The organism is Komagataeibacter rhaeticus (assembly GCF_003207855.1).
Classification (GTDB): Bacteria; Pseudomonadota; Alphaproteobacteria; order Acetobacterales; family Acetobacteraceae; genus Komagataeibacter; species Komagataeibacter rhaeticus.
Genome location: NZ_NKTZ01000008.1, coordinates 26,996 through 46,423 on the forward strand (window position 1 = coordinate 26,996; position 19,428 = coordinate 46,423).

Sequence of the window (19,428 nt, forward strand, 5' to 3'; positions counted from 1 at the left end):
GGTCAGGAGCGCTTGAAAAGGGTGGCGAGGGCGGCAAAGGGGCTGTCGGGCCGCGTGGCGCGGGCCGGCGTGACCGGCGGTGGTCTGCCAGCCTTGCGGCGTGGGGCACGGGTCGTGTTGTCCTTCCGGTTCTCTCCCGTTCGGGGCTGGAACCGGATCATGAGGGGGGCTGGCGGGCCGTAGCTGTCAGCCGCCATGGGCCGGGGGTGATAGACACGCATGTCCAGCCCCTTCATCAGGGCGGGCAGCATCTCGCGCCGCACGCCCAGACGCGATGCCAGCAGCGCGGGCAGGGGTATGGGCGCATGGCGGGTCATGCGCGCCAGTTCCAGGATGAACTTCTCCGCGATATCCAGCCTGATGCGCACCGGCCCTGCGTCCAGCCAGCCCATCCGGTCCAGAAAGGGGGCGGGCAGGGCATCGGGTGCCAGGGTGATGCGGCTCATGGCGGGCAGGGGCGGGCAGGCCATGTTCAGGCTGATCGCCACCAGCCAGCCGCGCAGCCGCAGCGGGCGTTCCTTCAGGATCGCGGGCATGAACAGGCTGTAATGCCCGACCCGTATGCCAAGCTGGCGCAGGCGGCGGAGCATGTCGGGGCGGGGGCGCTCGCCACGGGGCAGTGGGGCGATGCCCGCGCCTTCCACCAGGCGGTGGACGAGTCCCCTCAGCTCGGGTGTGCCGGCCACGGCAGCCTGCACGGCAAACAGGGGGGCAAGATGTTCATGCACCACCTGGCTGATCCATGACTGCAGCCGGCCCCGGATGCGCTCGCGCTGGGCATTGTCCAGCAACGGATTGTCGAGCACCTGCGGGCGCGGCGAAAGGATTGTGCTGCCCGGCTGCATGCGGGCAATCGGCATGCCCTGCCATATGACATGCGTGCCATCGGCGGAGAAGGCGAACTGCCGGTCATCATCCCCCACCAGCAGGGCGACGCGGCGTGGTATCTCGCTGCGCACCGCCCGACGCGCCGCACGCATGAGCAGGCGGCCATCCTCCGCATCCGTATGGTCGCCCGCAATCAGGTCCAGCCCGGCAATCCGCCCGACCTCGTGGCCTTCGACCACCACATTGCCCTGCGCGGTCACGGCGGAAAGCAGGCTGTCATGCCCGCCTTCATCCAGCCTGCGGATCAGGGTGGTGGCGCGGCGGTCGACAAAGCGGGCGGTCAGCTGTTCGTGCAGGATATCGGACAGGCGGTCCTCTGCCTCCCGCGTGCGGGCCTGCCAGTGCGCGGCATTGGTGATCCATCCGGTACGGGCCGCGACATAGCTGCATACCCTTATGCCCGCCAGCCGCTGCATCAGGCTGTCTATGGTGCCTTCGGTCTGGAAGAAATGGGTGATCTGGTTTTCCATCCACGCGGCGGGGATGCGGCCATCGGTCATGAGATGGGTAAAGATACGGCCACACAGGCGGATATGGCTGTCATCCCCCAGCTTGCGGAAATCGGGGATCTGGCAGCTTTCCCACAGAAGCCGCGTCGCCGCACGGGAATGGATCAGCGGGCGGATCTCGGTGCTTGCCGCCAGGGCCGACAGGGCCAGTACGTCGCTGGCCTCATGCCCCGCCACCAGTTCCGGCCGGGGGGAAGCCTGGTTGAGGCTGGCCAGAAGGGCCGGGGCGGACGAGAAATCAAGCGTGCTGTTACGCCATGCCAGGCGGGTCAGCGGGTCGAAGCGGTGTTCCTCCACCGCTTCGGCCAGTTCTTCATGGAGGGGCGGGCAGGTACCGGTGGTGCCAAACGTGCCATCGCGCAGGCCACGCCCGGCACGGCCCGCCACCTGGGCTATTTCCCCCGCGTTGAGCGGGCGCACCCGCGTGCCATCGAATTTGGACAGGCTGGCAAAGGCCACATGGTTCACATCCATGTTCAGCCCCATGCCGATGGCGTCGGTCGCAACCAGGTAATCGACTTCCTTTTCCTGATAAAGGGCAACCTGCGCGTTGCGCGTGCGCGGTGAAAGCTGGCCCATGACAATGGCGCACCCACCCCGCCTGCGGCGCAGCAGTTCGGCAATGGCGTAAACTTCACTGGCGGAAAAGGCGACAATGGCTGAACGCGGCGGCAGGCGCGTCAGCTTGCAGCCCCCGGCATGGGTCAGTTGCGACAGGCGGGGCCGGTGTTCGATCTCGATGCCCGGCACCAGCCTGCGGATCAGGTTGCGGATGGTGTCGGCACCCAGGAACATCGTCTCCGCCGTGCCGCGCGCATGCAGCAGGCGGTCGGTAAAGATATGGCCCCGGTCGGGATCGGCGCAGAGCTGGATTTCATCCACCGCCACGAATTCCACCCGCCGGTCCAGCGGCATGGCTTCCACCGTGCATGAAAACCAGCGGGCATTGGGGGGAACGATCTTTTCCTCACCCGTTATCAGGGCCACGGCCTGCGCGCCCTTGCGGGCCACCATGCGGTCATAGTTCTCGCGCGCCAGCAGCCGTAGCGGGAAACCGATGATGCCCGAGCCATGTGACAGCAGGCGTTCTATGGCCAGATGGGTCTTTCCGGTATTGGTCGGGCCGAGTACGGCCCGCACCGTCGTGTCGGAAGGGAGGCCGGAACCCTGCCCGGCCGCTGCGCGATAGGGGCCACCAGTGCCCTTGGGTACACCCGTCATGTCCCCATGCTCCGGCCAAGTGGCCGCAAATGCAAGCAAAACAGCATGCGGGCCAGCCGGGGTGTTGCGTTGGCGCAAAGCCGGACGCACCCTGCCTGATATAAAGCCATGCACGAAGGGACGTTCGATGAACAGCTTGCAAGGACAGGACAGTCTGGTCGCCGCCGATCATGTGGGGCATGAGCCGGTAGGGGTGGTGCATGCCATCCGCCCCGGCATGCTGGGTGAACTGGCCGCGCTGGTGGAGGAAGGGGCGGCCCGCTTTGCCACGCAGGCCGGTTTTGTCGCCCGGCATGGCCAGATCCAGCTGCTGCCGGGGGCCGATGGCACGGTTGCCACCGCCCTGCTGGGCATGGGGGATGAAGCGGAAGGGGCCGACCCGTTCGTATTCGGCGCGTTGCCCGACTCGCTGCCCGCCGGGCTGTGGCGGGTCAGCGCCCCGGCGGAGGTGGCAGCGGGCGACATCGCGCTTGGCTTCTGCCTTGGCGCCTACCGGATGCCGGCATTCGGGCGGGAAAACGCGCCCGCCGCCCCGGCGGCGCGGCTGGTGGTGGGGGCGGAGGGACATGGCGCCAGCCAGATGGCGCAGTGCATGAACCTGGCCCGCTCGCTCATCAATACGCCCCCCAACCTCATGGGGCCGGATGATCTGGCAGCGGCGGCGGAAGCGGCCCTGCTGCCACTGGGGGCGCATGTCTCGGTGCTGCGTGGTGCCCGCCTGGCGCAGGATTTCCCGACCGTGCGGCATGTGGGCATGGGATCGGAGCGCGCGCCCTGCGTGGTGGAAGCACACTGGCAGGGCAGCACCGCCACGGATGATGCCCCGCTTCTTTCACTGGCGGGCAAGGGCGTGTGTTTTGATACGGGTGGCTACGACCTCAAACCGCCAGCCGGCATGCTGCGGATGAAAAAGGACATGGGGGGCGCTGCCATCATGCTCGGGCTGGCGCGCCTGATCATGCTGCGTGACCTGCCCGTCAGGCTGGAACTGCGGCTGGGCTGCGTGGAAAACAGCGTATCCGGTCATGCCATGCGCCCGTCCGACGTGGTGCGGACGCGCGCGGGGCTGACGGTGGAAATCGGCAATACCGATGCGGAGGGCAGACTCGTGCTGTGCGACCTGCTGCACGCGGCCTGCGCGCGCCAGCCCGACCTGCTGGTTGACGCGGCCACCCTGACCGGCGCGGCCCGCGTGGCCCTTGGCCCGGATGTTCCAGCCCTGTTCAGCAACAATGAGGAAACGGGAGCCGCTTTCGTTGCCGCGGGCATGGCCTGTGGCGACCCGCTGTGGCGGCTGCCGCTATGGCCGGGCTACCGGAAATGGCTGCGCAGTCCGGTGGCAGACCTGAACAATATTTCATCCAAACCGATGGCCGGGGCCATTACGGCGGCCCTTTTTCTGGAGAATTTTGTCAAAACTGATGTGCGCTGGGTTCATATCGACACCTACGGATGGAATGATTCTGCACGGCTTGGCAAACCGGAAGGTGGAGAAAGTCTTGGTTTAAGAGCGACTTACGAAGGGATATTAAAAATATTTAATATCGAGGACAGAATGCACCACTAAAGAAACAATGCCGGATGCGAACTAATTTGCTTGCTGCGACTTATATATGCCGTAAATGCCAATTATATAGGCAGTAGCAAACGACATCATTCCAGGTCCGGCCCGATTCCCGCACTTGCGCGGGCAGGGAGCCGGACCTGACATTCGACAGAGGATTTCAACCGATGGTCAAGGCATCACAGACTAATCAGGACCAGACGATCAACGCCCTGCGCGACACCATTGTCGCCATGGTCCGCCGCGACGGGCCGGATCTTTCGGCACGCCAGCTGGCCGTGTTCCTGACCTGCTATCTCACCAATGACGAGCAGACGGTCCGCGACCTTGCCGCAGAGCTGAACGTGTCCAAGCCCGCCATCACCCGTGCGCTGGACCGGCTGCAGGCGCTGTTCCTTGTGCGTCGCGTGCAGGACCAGATGGACCGCCGTTCCGTGCTGATCCGCTACACGCCCAAGGGCAAGGCCTACCTGCGTGAGCTGTGCAAGATCGTGACCGAGACCGCGACCGCGATCCAGGAAAAGGAAGCCGCCCCGGCCCGCAGGCCGCAGCGTGTGCGCGGGGTCGAGGAACTGCGCCGCGCGGGCTGAGTTATCTGCGGGTCAATATTGCACCCAAGGATGGAAAGGGTCTGATCCCATGCTTATGTCACGCCGTCTGGCTGTTCTCGCACTCGTCCTGGCTCCGCTGGCCGGTCTTCCCCACGCCGCCATGGCCGAGGAGTCCACGCTTGGCACGCCGTCGGGCGAGGTGACCATGAAGTTCAAGTCGCTTGATATCGGCGTTGGTCACACATGGGGCACGGGCAAGCTCGTGTTCCAGCACCATACCTATCGCTTCAGGATTGAAGGCGGGTCACTGGCGGCGGTGGGGTATGCCAACATCAAGGGACATGGCACGGTCTATAACCTGACCCGGGTCAAGGATTTCGAGGGAAGCTACGCCGCCGTCAACGGTGATGTGACGGCGGGGACCGGCATCGGGGCCGTACTGCTCAACAATCCGGCGGGCGTGCGTATCCGGCTTGATACATCCAGTTCCGGCGGTCGTCTGGCCGCTGCGGCACAGGGCATGAAGATTACCCTGACCAAATAAATACGATCCACTGTCGGCTGCACGGACAGGGGAATGGCCAGCAGGCCGTTCCCCTGTTCCTTTTGCTACCAGTGCAGCCCGGGCGTGCGGCGCACAAGCCGGGTCACGACCACGGTCCAGGCCAGTTGCAGGCACAGCAGCACGCCAAGGGACATGGCCGGGCGCGCGCCATGCAGGCCCACCACCATGGCCGCCAGCGCGCCGCACAGTGTCGCCCCCCATGCCTGAAGCGTGACAAAGGGGGCGGGCAGGCCCGCGCGATGGGCCATCTGGTAGACATGTTCACGATGCGCCTGCATGACGGGCCGCCGCAGCCATGCCCGGCGCAGCAGGGTCAGGCCCACATCGGCCAGCAGGCCACACAGCATGAGCGGCATGAGCGCCGCCCCGTGCGCCAGCCGGGGCATGGTGGCCATGTGCAGCCCCAGCGCGCCCAGCACCAGCCCGCAGCACTGGCTGCCCACATCCCCCATGAACAGCCGGGCATGGGGAAAGTTGAAGGGCAGGAAGCCCGCTATGCCCGCGGCCAGCAGCAGTGCGGTGCCCCATGTCTCCACGCCGCCCTGCGCCATCAGGCAGAGTGCCGCCGTGGCAAGGGCCGCGATAAGCGTGCAGCCACTGGCCAGTCCGTTCAGCCCGTCCATGAAATTCAGCACGTTGCACAGCATGACCAGCCACAGCATGCGCCATGCCAGCCCCGGCAGGGTTACGCTGTGCCCTGACGCCGCCATGCCGCCCCATGCCACCAGCATGCCCGCGGCGCATTGTGCCCCCAGCTTCCACAGCGGCGGCATGGGGCGCATGTCGTCACGCCAGCTGAACAGGCCCAGCCATGCGGTTGCGGCCAGCAGTGTCACGTCCCCCACATCGGGATGGTGGTGGAACATGCGCTGCAGCAGCGGCACGCCAATGACGAAAACGGTCAGGATGGCCAGTCCCCCGCCCTTGGGCACGGGGGCGGCGTGCGCGCTGCGGCTGCCCGGATAATCCATGACGTGCAGCCCGATGACCCGGCGCGACAGCAGTGCCGCCACGGCAGCGGCACCCACCAGCAGCGCGGCGGCGAGGGTGGCCCCGTCATGCGTGGAAGGCGGTGGCGTCATGAAAGCACGGTGCGGTGCATGATCTCTCCTTCTTGCCCCTGCCCTGCTCGGCTATAGGGAGAGAGTAATGGTGACGCAATCCTCCGGCAGCCGTTCTCTTGCCACATGCCTGCGCATGACACGGACCATAGCGGTAAACAGCGCCCTTGATGTGATCATGGGGGCCGTGGCGGCCCTTGGGGCGGTTGGCCTGTGCGGTCACGCGCCCGGGGGCTGGCCGCTATGGGGCGTGGCCGGGCTGGGGCTGGGCGGTATTGCGGCGGGGGGACTGCCGTTTCGCATTTTCGTGCAGCACTGGCGCTTTGCCGGGCGGTCGGATTTCTGGCGGCTGGGCTGCGCCTGCGTGCTGGCGGGCGTACTGGTCATGGGGGTGCTGGCGGCAGCGGGCGACAGGGGGGTCGGGGCCGCGTCTTGGTGCGTCAGCTACGGCATGGCGGCCTTCGTGTGCATGGCGGCCACGCGGGCGGCCTACCAGCGCTGGCGGCAGGCAGGCCCGCGTACCGGGCGGGTGGGCTGCCCCGTGATCGTGCTGGGTAGTGAGGCCGACACCACGCGGTTCCTGAAGCTCATGCCCGCCATGGCGGGGCGTGTCGTGGGCATGGTGGTGGAAAGCCGCCAGCGCAGGCCGGGGCGGCGGGTGCGCGGCGTGCCGGTTCTGGGGCAGGTGACGGAACTGCGCCGTATCGTTTCCGCCATGGCGCGGGATGGTGACGTGCTGCTGGTCGTGGCGGACGGGCGCTTCAGGGGGGAGCGGCTTTCCGGTGTGCTGCGGATGGTGCAGGAAACGGGTGCCCGCGTGCGCTGCATGCCCGACCTGTCGGGTATTGCCGGGGGGCAGGCGGGCCCCCTGCATCCGGTCCGGCTGGCGGACCTGCTCAACCGCCCGGCCCTGCTGCCCGATGCGCAGGGACTGGCTGGCCTGCTGGGGGGCAGGCGCGTGCTGATTACCGGGGCGGGTGGCACGATCGGCAGTGAACTGGCCCGCCAGATTGCCCGCCACCGCCCCGCTGAACTGGTGCTGCTGGATGTGGGGGAGTTCGCGCTGTGGCAGGTGGACATAGACCTGGCGGAAAACGCGCCGGAGCCGGCACGCCATCTGGTGCTGGCCGATATTCGTGATCCTGCCCGCATGGAACGGGTTTTTGCCCGTTTCCAGCCGGAACTGGTCTTTCACGCCGCCGCGCTGAAACATGTTCCCATGGTGGAGGAAAACCCCTGCGAGGGCCTGCTGACCAACGCGACGGGCACCCGTATCGTGGCCGATATCGCCGCCCGGCATGGGGCGCGGGCGATGGTGCTGGTCTCGACGGACAAGGCGGTCAATCCCGCTTCGGTCATGGGGGCGTCCAAGCGGGTGGCGGAAATGTACTGTCAGGCACTGGACGTACAGGCCCGCGACATGACGGATGGCGCCACCGGCATGCGCTGCGTCAGCGTGCGGTTTGGCAATGTCATGGGATCGACCGGATCGGTCATCCCGCTGTTCCGCCACCAGCTGGAGCGTGGTGGCCCGCTTACGGTCACCGATCCGCGCATGGAGCGGTATTTCATGACCGTGTCCGAAGCGGTGGGGCTGGTCCTGCAGGCCACGGCCTGTGGCACGGGGGTGCAGGCCACGGGGCTTGCCGCCCCGCTGCGCCGGGGGGGGGTGTTCGTGCTGGACATGGGCACGCCGGTCAGGATCGTGGATCTGGCACGCCAGATGATCGTGCTGGCCGGGCTGCGGCCGGGGCGTGACATCGACATCCGTTTCACGGGCCTGCGACCGGGCGAAAAGCTGACGGAAGACCTGTTTTACAAAAAGGAAATCCTGCAGCCCACCGGCTGTCCCGGCCTGCGGATGGCAACGCCGCGTACGGTGGACCTTGCGCAGGTCGCCAATATCATGGATGCACTTACAGTGGCATGCCGGGATGGTGATGGCGCCCGTGCGCTGGATCTGGTCCGGAGGCTTGTACCCGAATTTGCCCATAACCCGCATGGCATGGACATGCCCGACCCGGCGGGGCAGATCGATGTGGAAAGGAATGCATCATGAACGCTCCGGTGGAGACACCCATAGGTTTTCTGAACCTGCCCCAGCAGCAGAGCCTGATCGCCAAGGAAATCAGGCAGCGTGTCGATGCGGTCATGCAGCACTGCCGCTTTGTCATGGGTCCTGAAGTCGCGGAACTGGAGGGGCGGCTGGCCAGCTACAGCGGTGCCGCGCAGTGTGTTGGCGTGTCATCGGGCACGGACGCCATCCAGATCGTGCTGATGGCGGAGGGAATCGGCGCGGGCGATGCCGTGTTCCTGCCCGCCTTCACCTATACCGCCACGGCGGAGGTGCCGCTGGTGCTGGGCGCAACCCCGGTATTCGTGGATGTGGACCCCGCTACTTTCCAGATCGACCCCGCCAGCCTGCGCAGCCGCATCGCGGACGTGCGCAGGGCGGGCAGGCTGCGCCCGCGCGCGGTGATCGGGGTGGACCTGTTCGGCCAGCCCGCGCCGTGGGCGGAACTGCGCGCGATCGCGGCGGAGGAGAAGCTGTTCCTGATGGCGGATTGCGCCCAGGGCTTTGGTGCCACGCTGGGCGGCCGCAGGCTGGGGCGTGAGGCGGTGGCGACCACGCTGTCCTTCTTCCCCTCCAAGCCGCTGGGGGCCTATGGCGATGCGGGCGGCATCCTGACCGATGACCCGGCGCGCGCCGAACTTTACCGCTCGCTGCGCACGCATGGCGAAGGCAGGACCCGCTACGAAGTCCTGCGCACCGGCATGAACGCACGGCTTGATACGATCCAGGCCGCCATCCTGCTGGCCAAGCTGGATGTGTTCGACATGGAGCTTGAACGCCGGCGCGAAATCGCCGCGGCCTATGACCGTGGCCTTGCAGGTCATGTCATCCCGCCCGCCCGCGTGCCGGACAGCCACGGGTCGTGGTCGGTCTATTCCGTACTGACGAAGGGGGAAGACGCGCGCGCCGCACTGCAGGACAGGCTGAAGGGGCACAACATCGCCTCGGCCATCTACTATCCGCGCCCGCTGCACCAGCAGCCTGCCTACAGGGCCAGCCATGACGGGGCGGCCCTGCCCGTGGCCGAGGACCTGTCGCGCCGCATCATGGCGCTGCCGCTGCATCCTGAACTGTCGGATAACGACGTAGGCCGGATTATCGCGGCCGTGTGCGAGTCCTGAGGGAGATCATACGACAATGAGACGCGAGACAGCGTTGCTGATCGGGTTCCTGTTCATTACCATCGGTACGGCGGCGGGGCTGTGGTACATGGCCATGCCCAATTTCCGCCCGATGAGCTTTCCCACCATGGAAAGCGGCACCATTTCAATCGGCCCGATGCGCGCGGAGCGCCCGCTGACCGCAGCCCAGGTCCATGCGCTCAATGACTGGATGCAGGCCCATACCAAGGGCTGGGGCCCGCTGGGCCAGACGCCGCCTTCCAGCGGGGATGCCGTGCTGGAAATGCAGGTGGCGCCGCCTGCAGGCCAGCAGCCGCAGGCAGGGGGGCAGCCCACTCCCTACCGTATCACGCTCTGGACCGGCATCAGTGCGGCGGACTGGAACAATACCGTGTTCGTGGAGGAAAAGCCGGGCGCCGTCATCCGCTTCCATCACTACAAGGACAAGGATTTCAACGCGCTGCGTGATCTGGTCAACCAGTATGACTATCCCCGGTCCGCTTTCCCATGAGCCTTGTGCCACACAGCACGGCCGGGCTGATCTTTGACTGTGATGGCACGCTGGTCGACAGCCTGCCCATGTACCGTGAGGGCTGGATCGCGGCGCTGGAGGACAGCCTGCGCCAGAACGTGCCGCTGGAGTGGTTCCATGGCCATGGTGGCATGTCGGAGCACATGGTGCTTGACATCATCGAGGAAAAGCTGGGCCGCGGCGTGGACCGCGAGGGCATCATAACCCGGGCGCGCGATGGCATGCTCCAGCAGTTGCATGCGCTGCGCGAGATCACGGTGGTGGCGGATATTGCCCGCCATTACCATGGTCGCCTGCCCATGGCGGTGGCGTCCAACGGGTCGCGGCGGATCGTTTCGGCCTGCCTGCGCCATCTGGGGCTGGAACGGCTGTTTGACGCCATCATCACCATAGATGACGTGGAAAACCCCAAGCCCGCGCCGGACATGTTCCTGCTGGCGGCGGGCAGGCTGGCGCTTGAACCTGGTGCCTGCCTGGTGTTCGAGGACAGCCGCGAGGGCATGCTGGCCGCCACCCGCGCGGGCATGGCGCATGTGGATGTGAATACCCTGCTGGCCGGATAGGGATAACCGGATCGGGTCCACTTCGTCCGCCCGAAATATATCGACACCGGCGGGGGCAGTGCACCAGGGCTGTGGCCTGACTACAGCCCCCGGGTATGATCGGGGGCATGGTCAGGAACGGGCATGCGGCCCCTGAGGCAGATGTCTGCCTGCGCTTTTCATAAATAATATAGACAAGGTGGTCTTATAATGTGCTAGGGCAGCTATGCCCTGCCTATATGGAAACATCCGGCTACAGGAATCGGAATGTGACAGAGACGCCTTCCACCTTTAAGTTAGTTCTGTTCTACCTGCTGTTGGGGGTCATGTTTCAGGTATTCATCTTTGGATTACCTGGTATTCAATACATAACGTTCCATACGTTTCTGCATGTCGTGCTCTGGCCACTGTTTGTGGCGTACTATTTTGTCATCGCGGCTCTGGCACTCGCGGGAATCTGGATAATCGCCGGAATTGTCTACTTTTTTATGGTCATCTGCACTCCTCGCGATCCCCGTTACCGGAGGTATGATGACTGGTCATGATCCTGCATATGAAATCCCGGAAAACGGGGAATGCCAGCTTTTTTGAGAATACATGAAGAGGCCGGACAGAACAGGATGACACTGCCATCCATCCGGACCGGGACATCGCTGGTCATGGGCTTTTGACCAGCAGTTCCGGTAGGGTCAAAGTTTTTGGGATCGTTTTTTTAAACGGCCCCAAAAACGCTTGTTCATGATCAATCCATTATCGTGAAACGGTCTTCAGACCCGCTCGTCTTCCTTCAGTTCCGGGGTGGCGCGGTCCGCCACCGCCAGCAGGGCGGCGGTAAGGGGAGACGCCAGGATAAGCCCCGGAATGCCAAGGATGGTACCAAAGATCGTCTGTGACAGGATGGTCAGCCCGGGCGGCATCTGCACGGCGTGGCGCTGGATCAGGGGCGCCATGACATTGCCTTCAAAGAACTGGATGGCGGCATAAAGCCCCATCACCATGAACCCCTCCCGCGTGCCCTGCGAGAGCGCGATGAGCACGGCGGGCACGGCGCCCACGAACGCGCCGATATAGGGGATGAAGTTGGCCAGCCCGGCCACAACCCCCAGCGCCAGCGCCAGCGGCACGCCAATGCACCACAGCCCGATGAAGGACAGCAGCCCCACCACGGTCATGTCCAGTGCCTGTCCCGCCGTCCAGGCCCACAGGGTGCGCCCCGCCGTAAGCAGCAGTTCGCGCGCCGTCATGCGGTAGGGATGGGGCACCATGCGCAGCATGCCGTTGACATACAGTTCGGGCGAGATGGCGAAATACAGCCCCGCGATCAGGATGACCGCCAGCGTGCCCGCCGCCCCGAAGGCGGAGGAGACGAAGCCCGTCATGGACCCGGCCAGCGAACCGAAGCCGCTATTGCCCGATGTGGCTTCATTGCCGCCCAGTGTGGTGGGCAGGTTGTCCAGGATCATGCGCCCGGTGGAGGAATCGCCCATGCCGTTACGCAGGTTGTGGGCCTGTTCGCTCAGGGCGGTGCGCAGCTTGACCGCCTGTTCCGAGATTTCGGGGCCGCTGCTCCAGATCAGTCCGGTCAGGGCACCGATCAGCACGACCACCACGGCGCCCAGTGCCAGCCAGTAGGGCATGTGCGTGCGGCGTTCCACAATGCCGGCAAGATTGTGCAGGATAACGGCGACAAGGGTCGCGGCGAAGATGACCATGAGTACATCGCCCACCACCCAGATCAGCATGACCACGATGGTGATGGCCAGCGTCAGGCGCAGCAGGGCATAGATACGGGCAAGCTGTACGGCGCGGGGATCCCCGGAATGGTTTTTTTCCGTGCCGTGTCCGGACTCCGGTGGGACGTGGGAAGGGGCCGAAGGGGATGAGAGTGTCATCTAAATGTCCATATGGTGGGCATGAAACGGGTTGTGCCGTGCGTGAATGCAGGCACAGATGGAACCACGATAACGTTTGGCACGGAGCCTGGGTCGCGCCGGGCCGGACTGCAATGCGGGGCCATGCCGCCCCATTACGCATGACAGGGCCGGCCCCGCACTGACCTGCAAGCCGTAAGCCAATCCTTACTGCCACGAAAGGGCGGATATGTGACCAGTCCTGACATGCCTTCCGGCCCCGCGGGCCGCCGCCCACTGGTGGGCCATGCCGGGCTGGCGCTGGCCGTCGCCACCTTTGCCATTGGCACGGGGGAGTTCGCGCTGATGGCCGTGCTGCCCGACATGGCGCGTACGCTTGGCGTATCGGTGCCGGTGGCGGGGCATGTCATAAGCGCGTACGCGCTGGGGGTGGTGGTGGGCGCGCCGCTCATCACCATTATGGGGGCCGGGCTGTCGCGGCGCAGGCTGCTGCTGGCGCTGCAGGTTCTGTTCATTATGGGCAACGCGGCCTCCGTCCTGGCGCCAGGATACCGCTCACTGGTTTACGCACGGTTCATGACCGGACTGCCACATGGGGCCTTTTACGGCGTGGCTGCCCTGATCATGGCCGCCATGGCGGACCCCGCGCGCCGGGGACGCGCGGTGGCGGGGGTGTTTGTCGGGCTGACGGTGGCCCATGTGGTGGGGGTGCCGCTGACCACATGGGGCGGGCAGGTGCTGGGCTGGCGGGCGATGTACGGGGTCATCACGCTCATGGGCGTGGTGGCGCTGGGCCTGCTGGCGCGCAACGTGCCCGAAATGGCGGCGGGACCCGCCAGTTCGCCTCTGCGCGAACTGGGGGTGCTGAAGCGGGGGCCGTTGTGGTTCACGCTGGCCACAGGGGCTATCGGCTTTGGCGGCATGTTCTGCATCGGCTCCTACATGACCGGAGTGCTGCTTACGGTCACCCATGTGCCGGCAGGGGTGGTGCCGCTGGCGCAGTCGCTATGGGGCGTGGGCATGGTCGCGGGCAATATCGCGGGCAGCAGGCTGGTTGATGCCAGCCCCGTGCGGGCGATCGCGGTGATCCTGGCGGGCAGCACGCTCATGTCCTGCCTGTTTGCGCTGTGTGCGGGCAATATGGTGGCGATCCTGCTGGTGATCAGCCTTATGGGCGGCATCATCGGGCTGCTGCCCGCGTTGCAGGCGCGGCTTATGGATGTGGCGGCGGATGCACAGGTGCTGGCCGCCGCCCTGAACCATTCCGCCGTCAATATCGCCAATGCCTTCGGGGCGTGGCTGGGGGGCGCTGTGATTGCGGCGGGTTACGGCATGCAGTCGGTCGGATGGGCAGCAGCCTGCCTGTCCGCCACGGGGCTTGCGGTGTTCGGGCTGGGCATACTGGTCCAGCGATCAGGGCTGCGGCGCCTGCCAGCCTGACAGAAAAACGCAAAGACGTTTTTGGTAAAGCTTTTTTCAAGAAGCTTCAGGGAACGTCGCCTTTCTGGAAAAAAGGCGACACCCAAAAACTTTTATTACATTTCACTCCGCGCTGGCAGCTTCCAGTTCCGTCTCCGCTTCCAGCCAGTCTTCTTCCGCCCTGTCATGTTCGCGCGCGATGGCGGCAAGCCGGGTGTTGAGTGCCGTGACATCCTCCGCCCTGCCGCTTTCATACAGCTTGGGGTCCGCCAGACGGGCTTCCAGCTTCGCACGTTCGGCTACAAGGCGGGCCATGAGCTGTTCGGCGTCGCGGATGCGCTTGCGCAGGGGGGCCGTGGCCTTGCGGGCTTCGGCGCGTTCGCGGCGGTCGTCACGCCTGGGGGCGGCGGCGGGGCGTGCGGGATCACTGTTCGAGACCGCGCGGGCGCGTTCGGTCAGCCATGTGCGGTATTCCGCCATGTCGCCCTCAAACGGGCGCACCGTGCCGTCCCCCACCAGCCACAGCCGGTCGGCCACCAGTTCCACCAGATGCGGGTCATGGCTGATCAGCAGGACCGCGCCCTCGAATTCCGCCAGCGCCCGGATCAGCGCATCCCGCGCGTCAAGGTCAAGGTGGTTGGTCGGTTCATCCAGGATCAGCAGGTGCGGCGCGTCCCGCGTGGCCAGTGCCAGCAGCAGGCGGGCCTTCTCGCCGCCTGACAGGTCGCGGGTGGGGGTTTCGGCCCGTTCCGCATCCAGCCCGAAGCGGGCCAGCTGCGCGCGCACGGCAGGCGGCGTGGCACCGGGCAGGGCACGGGCCATGTGGTCTACCGGGGTTTCGTCCGGGCGCAGTTCCTCGGCCTGATGCTGGGCAAAATAGCCCACCTTCAGCTTCGGGCTGTGCTGCATCGTGCCCGATTGCGGGGCAAGCCTGCCCGCCACCAGCTTGGCAAAGGTGGATTTACCGTTGCCGTTCGCACCCAGCAGGGCAATCCGGTCCTCCATGTCGATGCGCAGTGACAGGTTGGACAGGATGGTGTGATCGCCATACCCGGCCGAGACCCGCTCCATCGTCAGCATGGGCGGCGGCAGGGCGGAGGGTTCGGGGAAGGCGAAGTGGCTGGGCGTATCCTCCACCACGCTGTCAATCTGCGGCAGTTTTTCCAGCGCCTTGATGCGGGCCTGCGCCTGCTTTGCCTTGGTGGCTTTGGCGCGGAAGCGGTCAACGAAGGACTGCATGTGCGCGCGCCGGGCGTTGATGCGCTCGGCCATGCGGGCCTGCTGCAGCGCCTGTTCGGTGCGGATGCGCACGAACTCCTCGTACCCGCCCGGCGTCAGGGTCAGCTTGCCACGGTCCAGATGGGCGATGGCATCGACCGCGCGGTCCAGCAGGCCCCGGTCGTGGCTGACGATCAGCGCCGCCCCCGCAAAGCGGGCCAGCCAGTTTTCCAGCCAGATCGTGGCTTCAAGATCAAGGTGGTTGGTCGGCTCATCCAGCAGGAGCAGGTCGGGGTTGAGGAACAGCGCCGTGGCAAGGGCCACGCGCATGCGCCACCCGCCCGAAAAATCCGATACCGGGCGCGCCTGTGCTTCCGTGCTGAACCCCAGCCCGGACAGGATGGCCGCCGCCCGCGCCGGGGCGCTATGGGCGTCGATGGCCAGCAGGCGCTCGTGAATGTCGGCCACGCGGGCGGGGTCGGTGCAGGTTTCGGATTCGGCCAGCAGGCTGGTGCGTTCGGTATCACCCGCCAGCACCGTGTCCAGCAGGGAGCCAAGGCCGGTGGGCGCTTCCTGCCTGATGCGCGCCATGCGGGCGCGGGCGGAAAGGTGGATCGTGCCGCCATCGGGCGCGATATCGCCTGCGATTGCGGCCAGAAGCGTGGATTTCCCGGCCCCGTTGCGGCCGACAAGGCCGATCTTGCGACCCGGGTCAATGCTCAGGCTGGCACCATCAAGCAGGGTGCGGCCGGCAATGCGCAGGGTCAGGTCGGTTATGACGAGCAGGCTCACGGGGGAAAACTCCGGCAATATGGGGGACATGGCTGGTTTCGTGCGGGTTGTACCTACCAGTCCGCGGCGATATGCTCTAGATGGCCCTTGTAGGGCGATGTCGGGTCATCTCCAATGCCGCCCCGTGCATTTCAGTATCTGTTTGAAAGGAGCTGTCCCATGGCAGTCGAACGTACCCTCTCCATCATCAAGCCCGATGCGACCCGCCGTAACCTGACCGGCAAGATCAATGCCGTGTTCGAAGGCAATGGCCTGCGCATCGTTGCCCAGAAGCGCATCCAGCTGACGAAGGCGACCGCGGGCGCTTTCTATGAAGTGCACAAGGAGCGTCCGTTCTACAACGACCTCGTGTCCTTCATGATCTCCGGCCCGGTCGTGGTGCAGGTGCTGGAAGGCGAAGGCGCCGTGCTGAAGAACCGCGAAGTGATGGGTGCCACCGACCCCAAGAAGGCCGAGGCCCACACCATCCGCGCGCAGTTTGCCGAAAGCATCGAGGCGAACTCCGTCCACGGTTCCGACAGCCTGGAAAACGCGAAGAACGAAATCGCCTTCTTCTTCGCCGGCACCGAAATCCTGCCCTGATCCTTACGGGTCATGGTGGCGGGGGCTTTTGTCCCCGCCAATGGAAAAGCCAGCCTTCGGGCTGGCTTTTTTCATGTCCGGAGGCTGTCTGAACAATTGGCCCTGGCACCATCATGCCCGTCACAAGGCAGTTTCTGGTGAAGCTTTTTTCAAAAAGCCCGGAACGCTTCAGGGAACGCCGCCTTTTTGAAAAAAAGTCAGCACCCGAAAACGTTTACGGATCAGGGATCAGACCGACAGCAGGCAGTCTGACGTGGTGGCGGCGGGTGCCGCGTCGGGCGCCAGCACGCGGTGCAGGGCGGCGGGATACAGGCGATGTTCCTGCCGCAACACGCGCGCGCCCAGCATATCGGGCGTGTCATCGGCCAGGACGGGCACCGCCGCCTGCCCGATGATGGGGCCTTCATCCATGCCTTCGGTCACCCAGTGCACGGTGCAGCCATGGATGCGGCTGCCCGCTTCCAGCGCGCGTTCATGCGTGTGCAGGCCGGGGAAGGCGGGCAGCAGGCTGGGATGGATGTTGAGCATCCGCCCGCGCCATGCCGTGGTCAGGAACGGGGTGAGCAGGCGCATGTATCCCGCAAGGCAGACATAGTCCACGCCCGCCGCGCGCAGGGCGGCATCCAGTGCGCGCTCATGCGCTGCCCGGTCCTTTTTATAGGGGCGGTGGTCGATGGCCTGCGCTGTCAGGCCCGCAGCCCGCGCCACGTCCAGCCCCGGCGCGTCGGGGTTGTTGCTGAGTACCAGGGCAATGCGGGCCGGGTAGTCGGGGCGGGCGCACGATTCGATCAGCGCGCGCATGTTGCTGCCGCGCCCGCTGATCAGGATGGCGATGGGTGTCTTGTGCTGCACGGCCGGATCAGTCACGCAGTTCGGGCAGTTCGTCAAACGCCAGCGTGGCCGGGCTGTCCGCGCTTTCGCCCGCCACGATCGAGCCGATCACGAAGGCCTGCTGGCCACGTTCGGCCAGATGGGCAAGGGCCGCGGCGCTGTCGCGCACCACCAGCACCATGCCAATGCCGCAGTTGAACACGCGCAGCATTTCCTCGGTCATGACATTGCCGGTGCTGGCCAGCCAGCTGAACACGGGCGGGATGGGCCAGCTCGTGCCATCCACCACGGCGCACACGCCCTTGGGCAGCACGCGCGGCAGGTTGCCCGGCAGGCCGCCGCCCGTAATATGGGCCGCCCCCACCAGCAGCCCCGCATGATGCAGGTCCAGCACGGGATGGACGTACAGCGTGGTGGGCGTCATCAGCGCCTGGCCCAGTGTCTGGCCTTCGGCGAAGGGGCAGGGCGCGTCCCAGCCCAGCCCGCTGCGGGTGACGATGCTGCGCACGAGCGAGAAGCCATTGGAATGCACACCGGCAGAGGGCAGGCCGATCAGCGTGTCACCGGGCTGGATGGTGCCGGGCAGCAGCGCCGCGCGTTCCGCCGCCCCGACCGAGAAACCAGCCAGGTCGTAATGGCCCGCGGCATACATGCCCGGCATTTCCGCCGTCTCGCCGCCCACCAGCGCGCAGCCGGAGTCGGCACAGCCTTTTGCAATGCCGCGCACCACCTTGGCCGCATCCTCGACCGCCAGCCTGCCGGTGGCGAAATAGTCCAGGAAGAACAGCGGTGTCGCACCCTGCACCACCAGGTCGTTCACGCACATGGCCACAAGGTCGATGCCCACGGTCTCATGCAGCCCGCTTTCGATCGCGATCATGAGCTTGGTGCCCACCCCATCGGTGCAGGAGACAAGGATGGGGTCGGCAAAGCCCGCCGCCTTCAGGTCGAACAGCGCGCCAAATCCGCCCAGCCCCCCCATCGTGCCGGGACGGTCCGTGGCCTTTGCCGCGGGCTTGATCACTTCGACAAGCGCGTCACCGGCGGCAATGTCCACCCCGGCATCGCGGTAGGTGGCGGGCGTGGTATCGGCGGGGGCAACGGGCGGGCGGGGGGCGGACGTCATGCGGCGGGCCTTTTTTCGTAATCAAACTATCACTTCCCCGGACTCCCGCGGGCAGGCTATGAAAACCGCCATATGGAACCGGGGCCAAACGGACTTCCGGCTCTCTTTACGTCATGGCGGGGCTACGCACAAAGCAGTGGATGGGCGCACGAAGCTGAAAACGGATGAAAACACGGTTGCCGGGGCGATCGGGCAGCTGGTGTTGCCGTTTGCCCACACGCCGCGCTTTGCCGCCAGTGACTTCGTGTTTTCCGCCTCCAACGCCGCCGCCCGCAGCTGGCTGCTCGGTCCCACCCCGTGGCCCGAACGCAGGCTGGCGCTGTGGGGGCCGGCGGGCACCGGCAAGACCCATATGCTCGATATCTGGGCGCGGCGGCATGAGGCCCTTCTCCTGCACGGCGGCAGCCTGACGCATGCGCATGTCGCGGCCCTGTTTGCCGCGCGTGGCGGGCGCAGGCCACCCATGGCCATGGCGCTGGACGGGGCGGACATGTGTGGTGACGAGCATGCGTTGCTGCACCTGCTCAACAGCGCGCGGGAACAGGGCATGGCCGTGCTGCTGGGCGCGCGCACGCCACCGGCGCGCTGGCCGGTCATCCTGCCCGATCTGGCCAGCAGGCTGCGCGCGACCATGGCCGTGGCCGTGGGCCAGCCGGGGGACGGGCTGCTGCGCGTGCTGCTGCTGCGCCTGCTGGCGGAACGGCAGATCGTGGTGGCCCAGCCGGTGGTGGAATGGCTGCTGCGCCGCCTGCCGCGTACCGCGCGCGCCATGCAGGCCGCCGTGCGCCGGCTTGATCACGCGGCCCTGGCCACGGGGCGCCCCGTCACCCGCGCGCTGGCGGCAAGCGTGCTGTCCGACATGCTGGCGGGGGCCGGGGATACGCCGCCCGGACCCGGTCCCTGAACGGCGTGCCGGCATCCATGCTCTGGCCAGGACCCGCATGGCTCTTTAGGGTCGATT

17 protein-coding genes are annotated in these 19,428 nt (G+C 66.1%); 11 read left to right on the top strand and 6 right to left on the bottom strand.

Features of this window, described 5'->3' with window-relative positions:
* Positions 1 to 2: 2 nt before the first annotated feature.
* Positions 3 to 2,618, bottom strand: a complete 2,616-nt coding sequence (locus CFR78_RS09570; protein ID WP_034931533.1) for a helicase-related protein — start codon at positions 2,616 to 2,618, stop codon at positions 3 to 5.
* A gap of 127 nt (positions 2,619 to 2,745) precedes the next feature.
* Between CFR78_RS09570 and CFR78_RS09575 the strand changes: the two genes are divergently transcribed.
* The 3 genes from CFR78_RS09575 (at position 2,746) to CFR78_RS09585 (ending at position 5,277) form a co-directional block, all read left to right on the top strand.
* Positions 2,746 to 4,185, top strand: a complete 1,440-nt coding sequence (locus CFR78_RS09575) for a leucyl aminopeptidase family protein (RefSeq protein WP_110581097.1) — start codon at positions 2,746 to 2,748, stop codon at positions 4,183 to 4,185.
* Positions 4,186 to 4,349: 164 nt separating this feature from the next.
* Positions 4,350 to 4,772, top strand: a complete 423-nt coding sequence (locus tag CFR78_RS09580; protein WP_110581098.1) for a MarR family winged helix-turn-helix transcriptional regulator — start codon at positions 4,350 to 4,352, stop codon at positions 4,770 to 4,772.
* A 49-nt stretch (positions 4,773 to 4,821) separates the two neighbouring features.
* Positions 4,822 to 5,277 (top strand): hypothetical protein, encoded by a 456-nt coding sequence (locus CFR78_RS09585; RefSeq protein WP_007399272.1) that lies wholly within the window; start codon positions 4,822 to 4,824, stop codon positions 5,275 to 5,277.
* A 65-nt stretch (positions 5,278 to 5,342) separates the two neighbouring features.
* On the opposite strand, the gene CFR78_RS09590 is transcribed toward CFR78_RS09585, so the two are convergent.
* A complete protein-coding gene (locus CFR78_RS09590; RefSeq protein WP_034931537.1) occupies positions 5,343 to 6,380 on the bottom strand; it encodes a glycosyltransferase family 4 protein in 1,038 nt (345 codons plus the stop codon).
* 67 nt (positions 6,381 to 6,447) lie between these two features.
* Here CFR78_RS09590 and CFR78_RS09595 point away from each other — a divergent pair, with 67 nt between their 5' ends.
* The 5 genes from CFR78_RS09595 (at position 6,448) to CFR78_RS09615 (ending at position 11,173) form a co-directional block, all read left to right on the top strand.
* Entirely contained in the window at positions 6,448 to 8,418 is a 1,971-nt protein-coding gene (locus CFR78_RS09595; RefSeq protein WP_034931539.1) for a polysaccharide biosynthesis protein, read from the top strand.
* Positions 8,415 to 9,554, top strand: coding sequence for a DegT/DnrJ/EryC1/StrS family aminotransferase (locus CFR78_RS09600; protein WP_034931541.1), 1,140 nt, complete (start codon positions 8,415 to 8,417; stop codon positions 9,552 to 9,554). Before CFR78_RS09595 ends, CFR78_RS09600 begins: the two co-directional genes overlap by 4 nt.
* Before the next feature lie 16 nt (positions 9,555 to 9,570).
* Positions 9,571 to 10,065 (top strand): hypothetical protein, encoded by a 495-nt coding sequence (locus CFR78_RS09605; RefSeq protein WP_034931544.1) that lies wholly within the window; start codon positions 9,571 to 9,573, stop codon positions 10,063 to 10,065.
* Positions 10,062 to 10,649 carry an HAD family hydrolase gene (locus tag CFR78_RS09610; protein ID WP_007399277.1) on the top strand — a complete coding sequence of 196 codons (588 nt, stop codon included), beginning with the start codon at positions 10,062 to 10,064 and terminating at the stop codon, positions 10,647 to 10,649. Before CFR78_RS09605 ends, CFR78_RS09610 begins: the two co-directional genes overlap by 4 nt.
* Before the next feature lie 248 nt (positions 10,650 to 10,897).
* Positions 10,898 to 11,173: a hypothetical protein gene (locus tag CFR78_RS09615; protein WP_034931546.1), complete on the top strand. Its 276-nt coding sequence runs from the start codon at positions 10,898 to 10,900 to the stop codon at positions 11,171 to 11,173.
* 222 nt (positions 11,174 to 11,395) lie between these two features.
* On the opposite strand, the gene CFR78_RS09620 is transcribed toward CFR78_RS09615, so the two are convergent.
* Complete coding sequence (locus tag CFR78_RS09620; protein WP_007399280.1) at positions 11,396 to 12,520, bottom strand: AI-2E family transporter; 1,125 nt, start codon at positions 12,518 to 12,520, stop codon at positions 11,396 to 11,398.
* A 225-nt stretch (positions 12,521 to 12,745) separates the two neighbouring features.
* Here CFR78_RS09620 and CFR78_RS09625 point away from each other — a divergent pair, with 225 nt between their 5' ends.
* Positions 12,746 to 13,939 carry an MFS transporter gene (locus tag CFR78_RS09625; protein WP_172459702.1) on the top strand — a complete coding sequence of 398 codons (1,194 nt, stop codon included), beginning with the start codon at positions 12,746 to 12,748 and terminating at the stop codon, positions 13,937 to 13,939.
* 102 nt (positions 13,940 to 14,041) lie between these two features.
* Here the strand turns inward: CFR78_RS09625 and CFR78_RS09635 are convergent, their stop codons facing one another.
* Positions 14,042 to 15,928 (bottom strand): ABC-F family ATP-binding cassette domain-containing protein, encoded by a 1,887-nt coding sequence (locus tag CFR78_RS09635; protein WP_034931548.1) that lies wholly within the window; start codon positions 15,926 to 15,928, stop codon positions 14,042 to 14,044.
* Between the two features lie 159 nt (positions 15,929 to 16,087).
* Here CFR78_RS09635 and ndk point away from each other — a divergent pair, with 159 nt between their 5' ends.
* Positions 16,088 to 16,510: a nucleoside-diphosphate kinase gene (ndk, locus tag CFR78_RS09640; RefSeq protein ID WP_034931550.1), complete on the top strand. Its 423-nt coding sequence runs from the start codon at positions 16,088 to 16,090 to the stop codon at positions 16,508 to 16,510.
* 228 nt (positions 16,511 to 16,738) lie between these two features.
* Here ndk and purN read toward each other — a convergent pair whose 3' ends face one another.
* Together purN and purM are read right to left on the bottom strand one after the other, a co-directional pair.
* Positions 16,739 to 17,362: a phosphoribosylglycinamide formyltransferase gene (gene purN / locus CFR78_RS09645; protein ID WP_034931640.1), complete on the bottom strand. Its 624-nt coding sequence runs from the start codon at positions 17,360 to 17,362 to the stop codon at positions 16,739 to 16,741.
* A gap of 7 nt (positions 17,363 to 17,369) precedes the next feature.
* Positions 17,370 to 18,467, bottom strand: a complete 1,098-nt coding sequence (purM, locus tag CFR78_RS09650) for a phosphoribosylformylglycinamidine cyclo-ligase (RefSeq protein ID WP_034931553.1) — start codon at positions 18,465 to 18,467, stop codon at positions 17,370 to 17,372.
* Between the two features lie 136 nt (positions 18,468 to 18,603).
* On the opposite strand from purM, the gene CFR78_RS09655 reads away from it, so the two are divergent.
* The gene (locus tag CFR78_RS09655) at positions 18,604 to 19,371 is read left to right on the top strand and encodes an HdaA/DnaA family protein (protein WP_007399288.1); all 768 of its coding nucleotides are present in this window, start codon (positions 18,604 to 18,606) and stop codon (positions 19,369 to 19,371) included.
* Positions 19,372 to 19,428 lie beyond the last annotated feature (57 nt).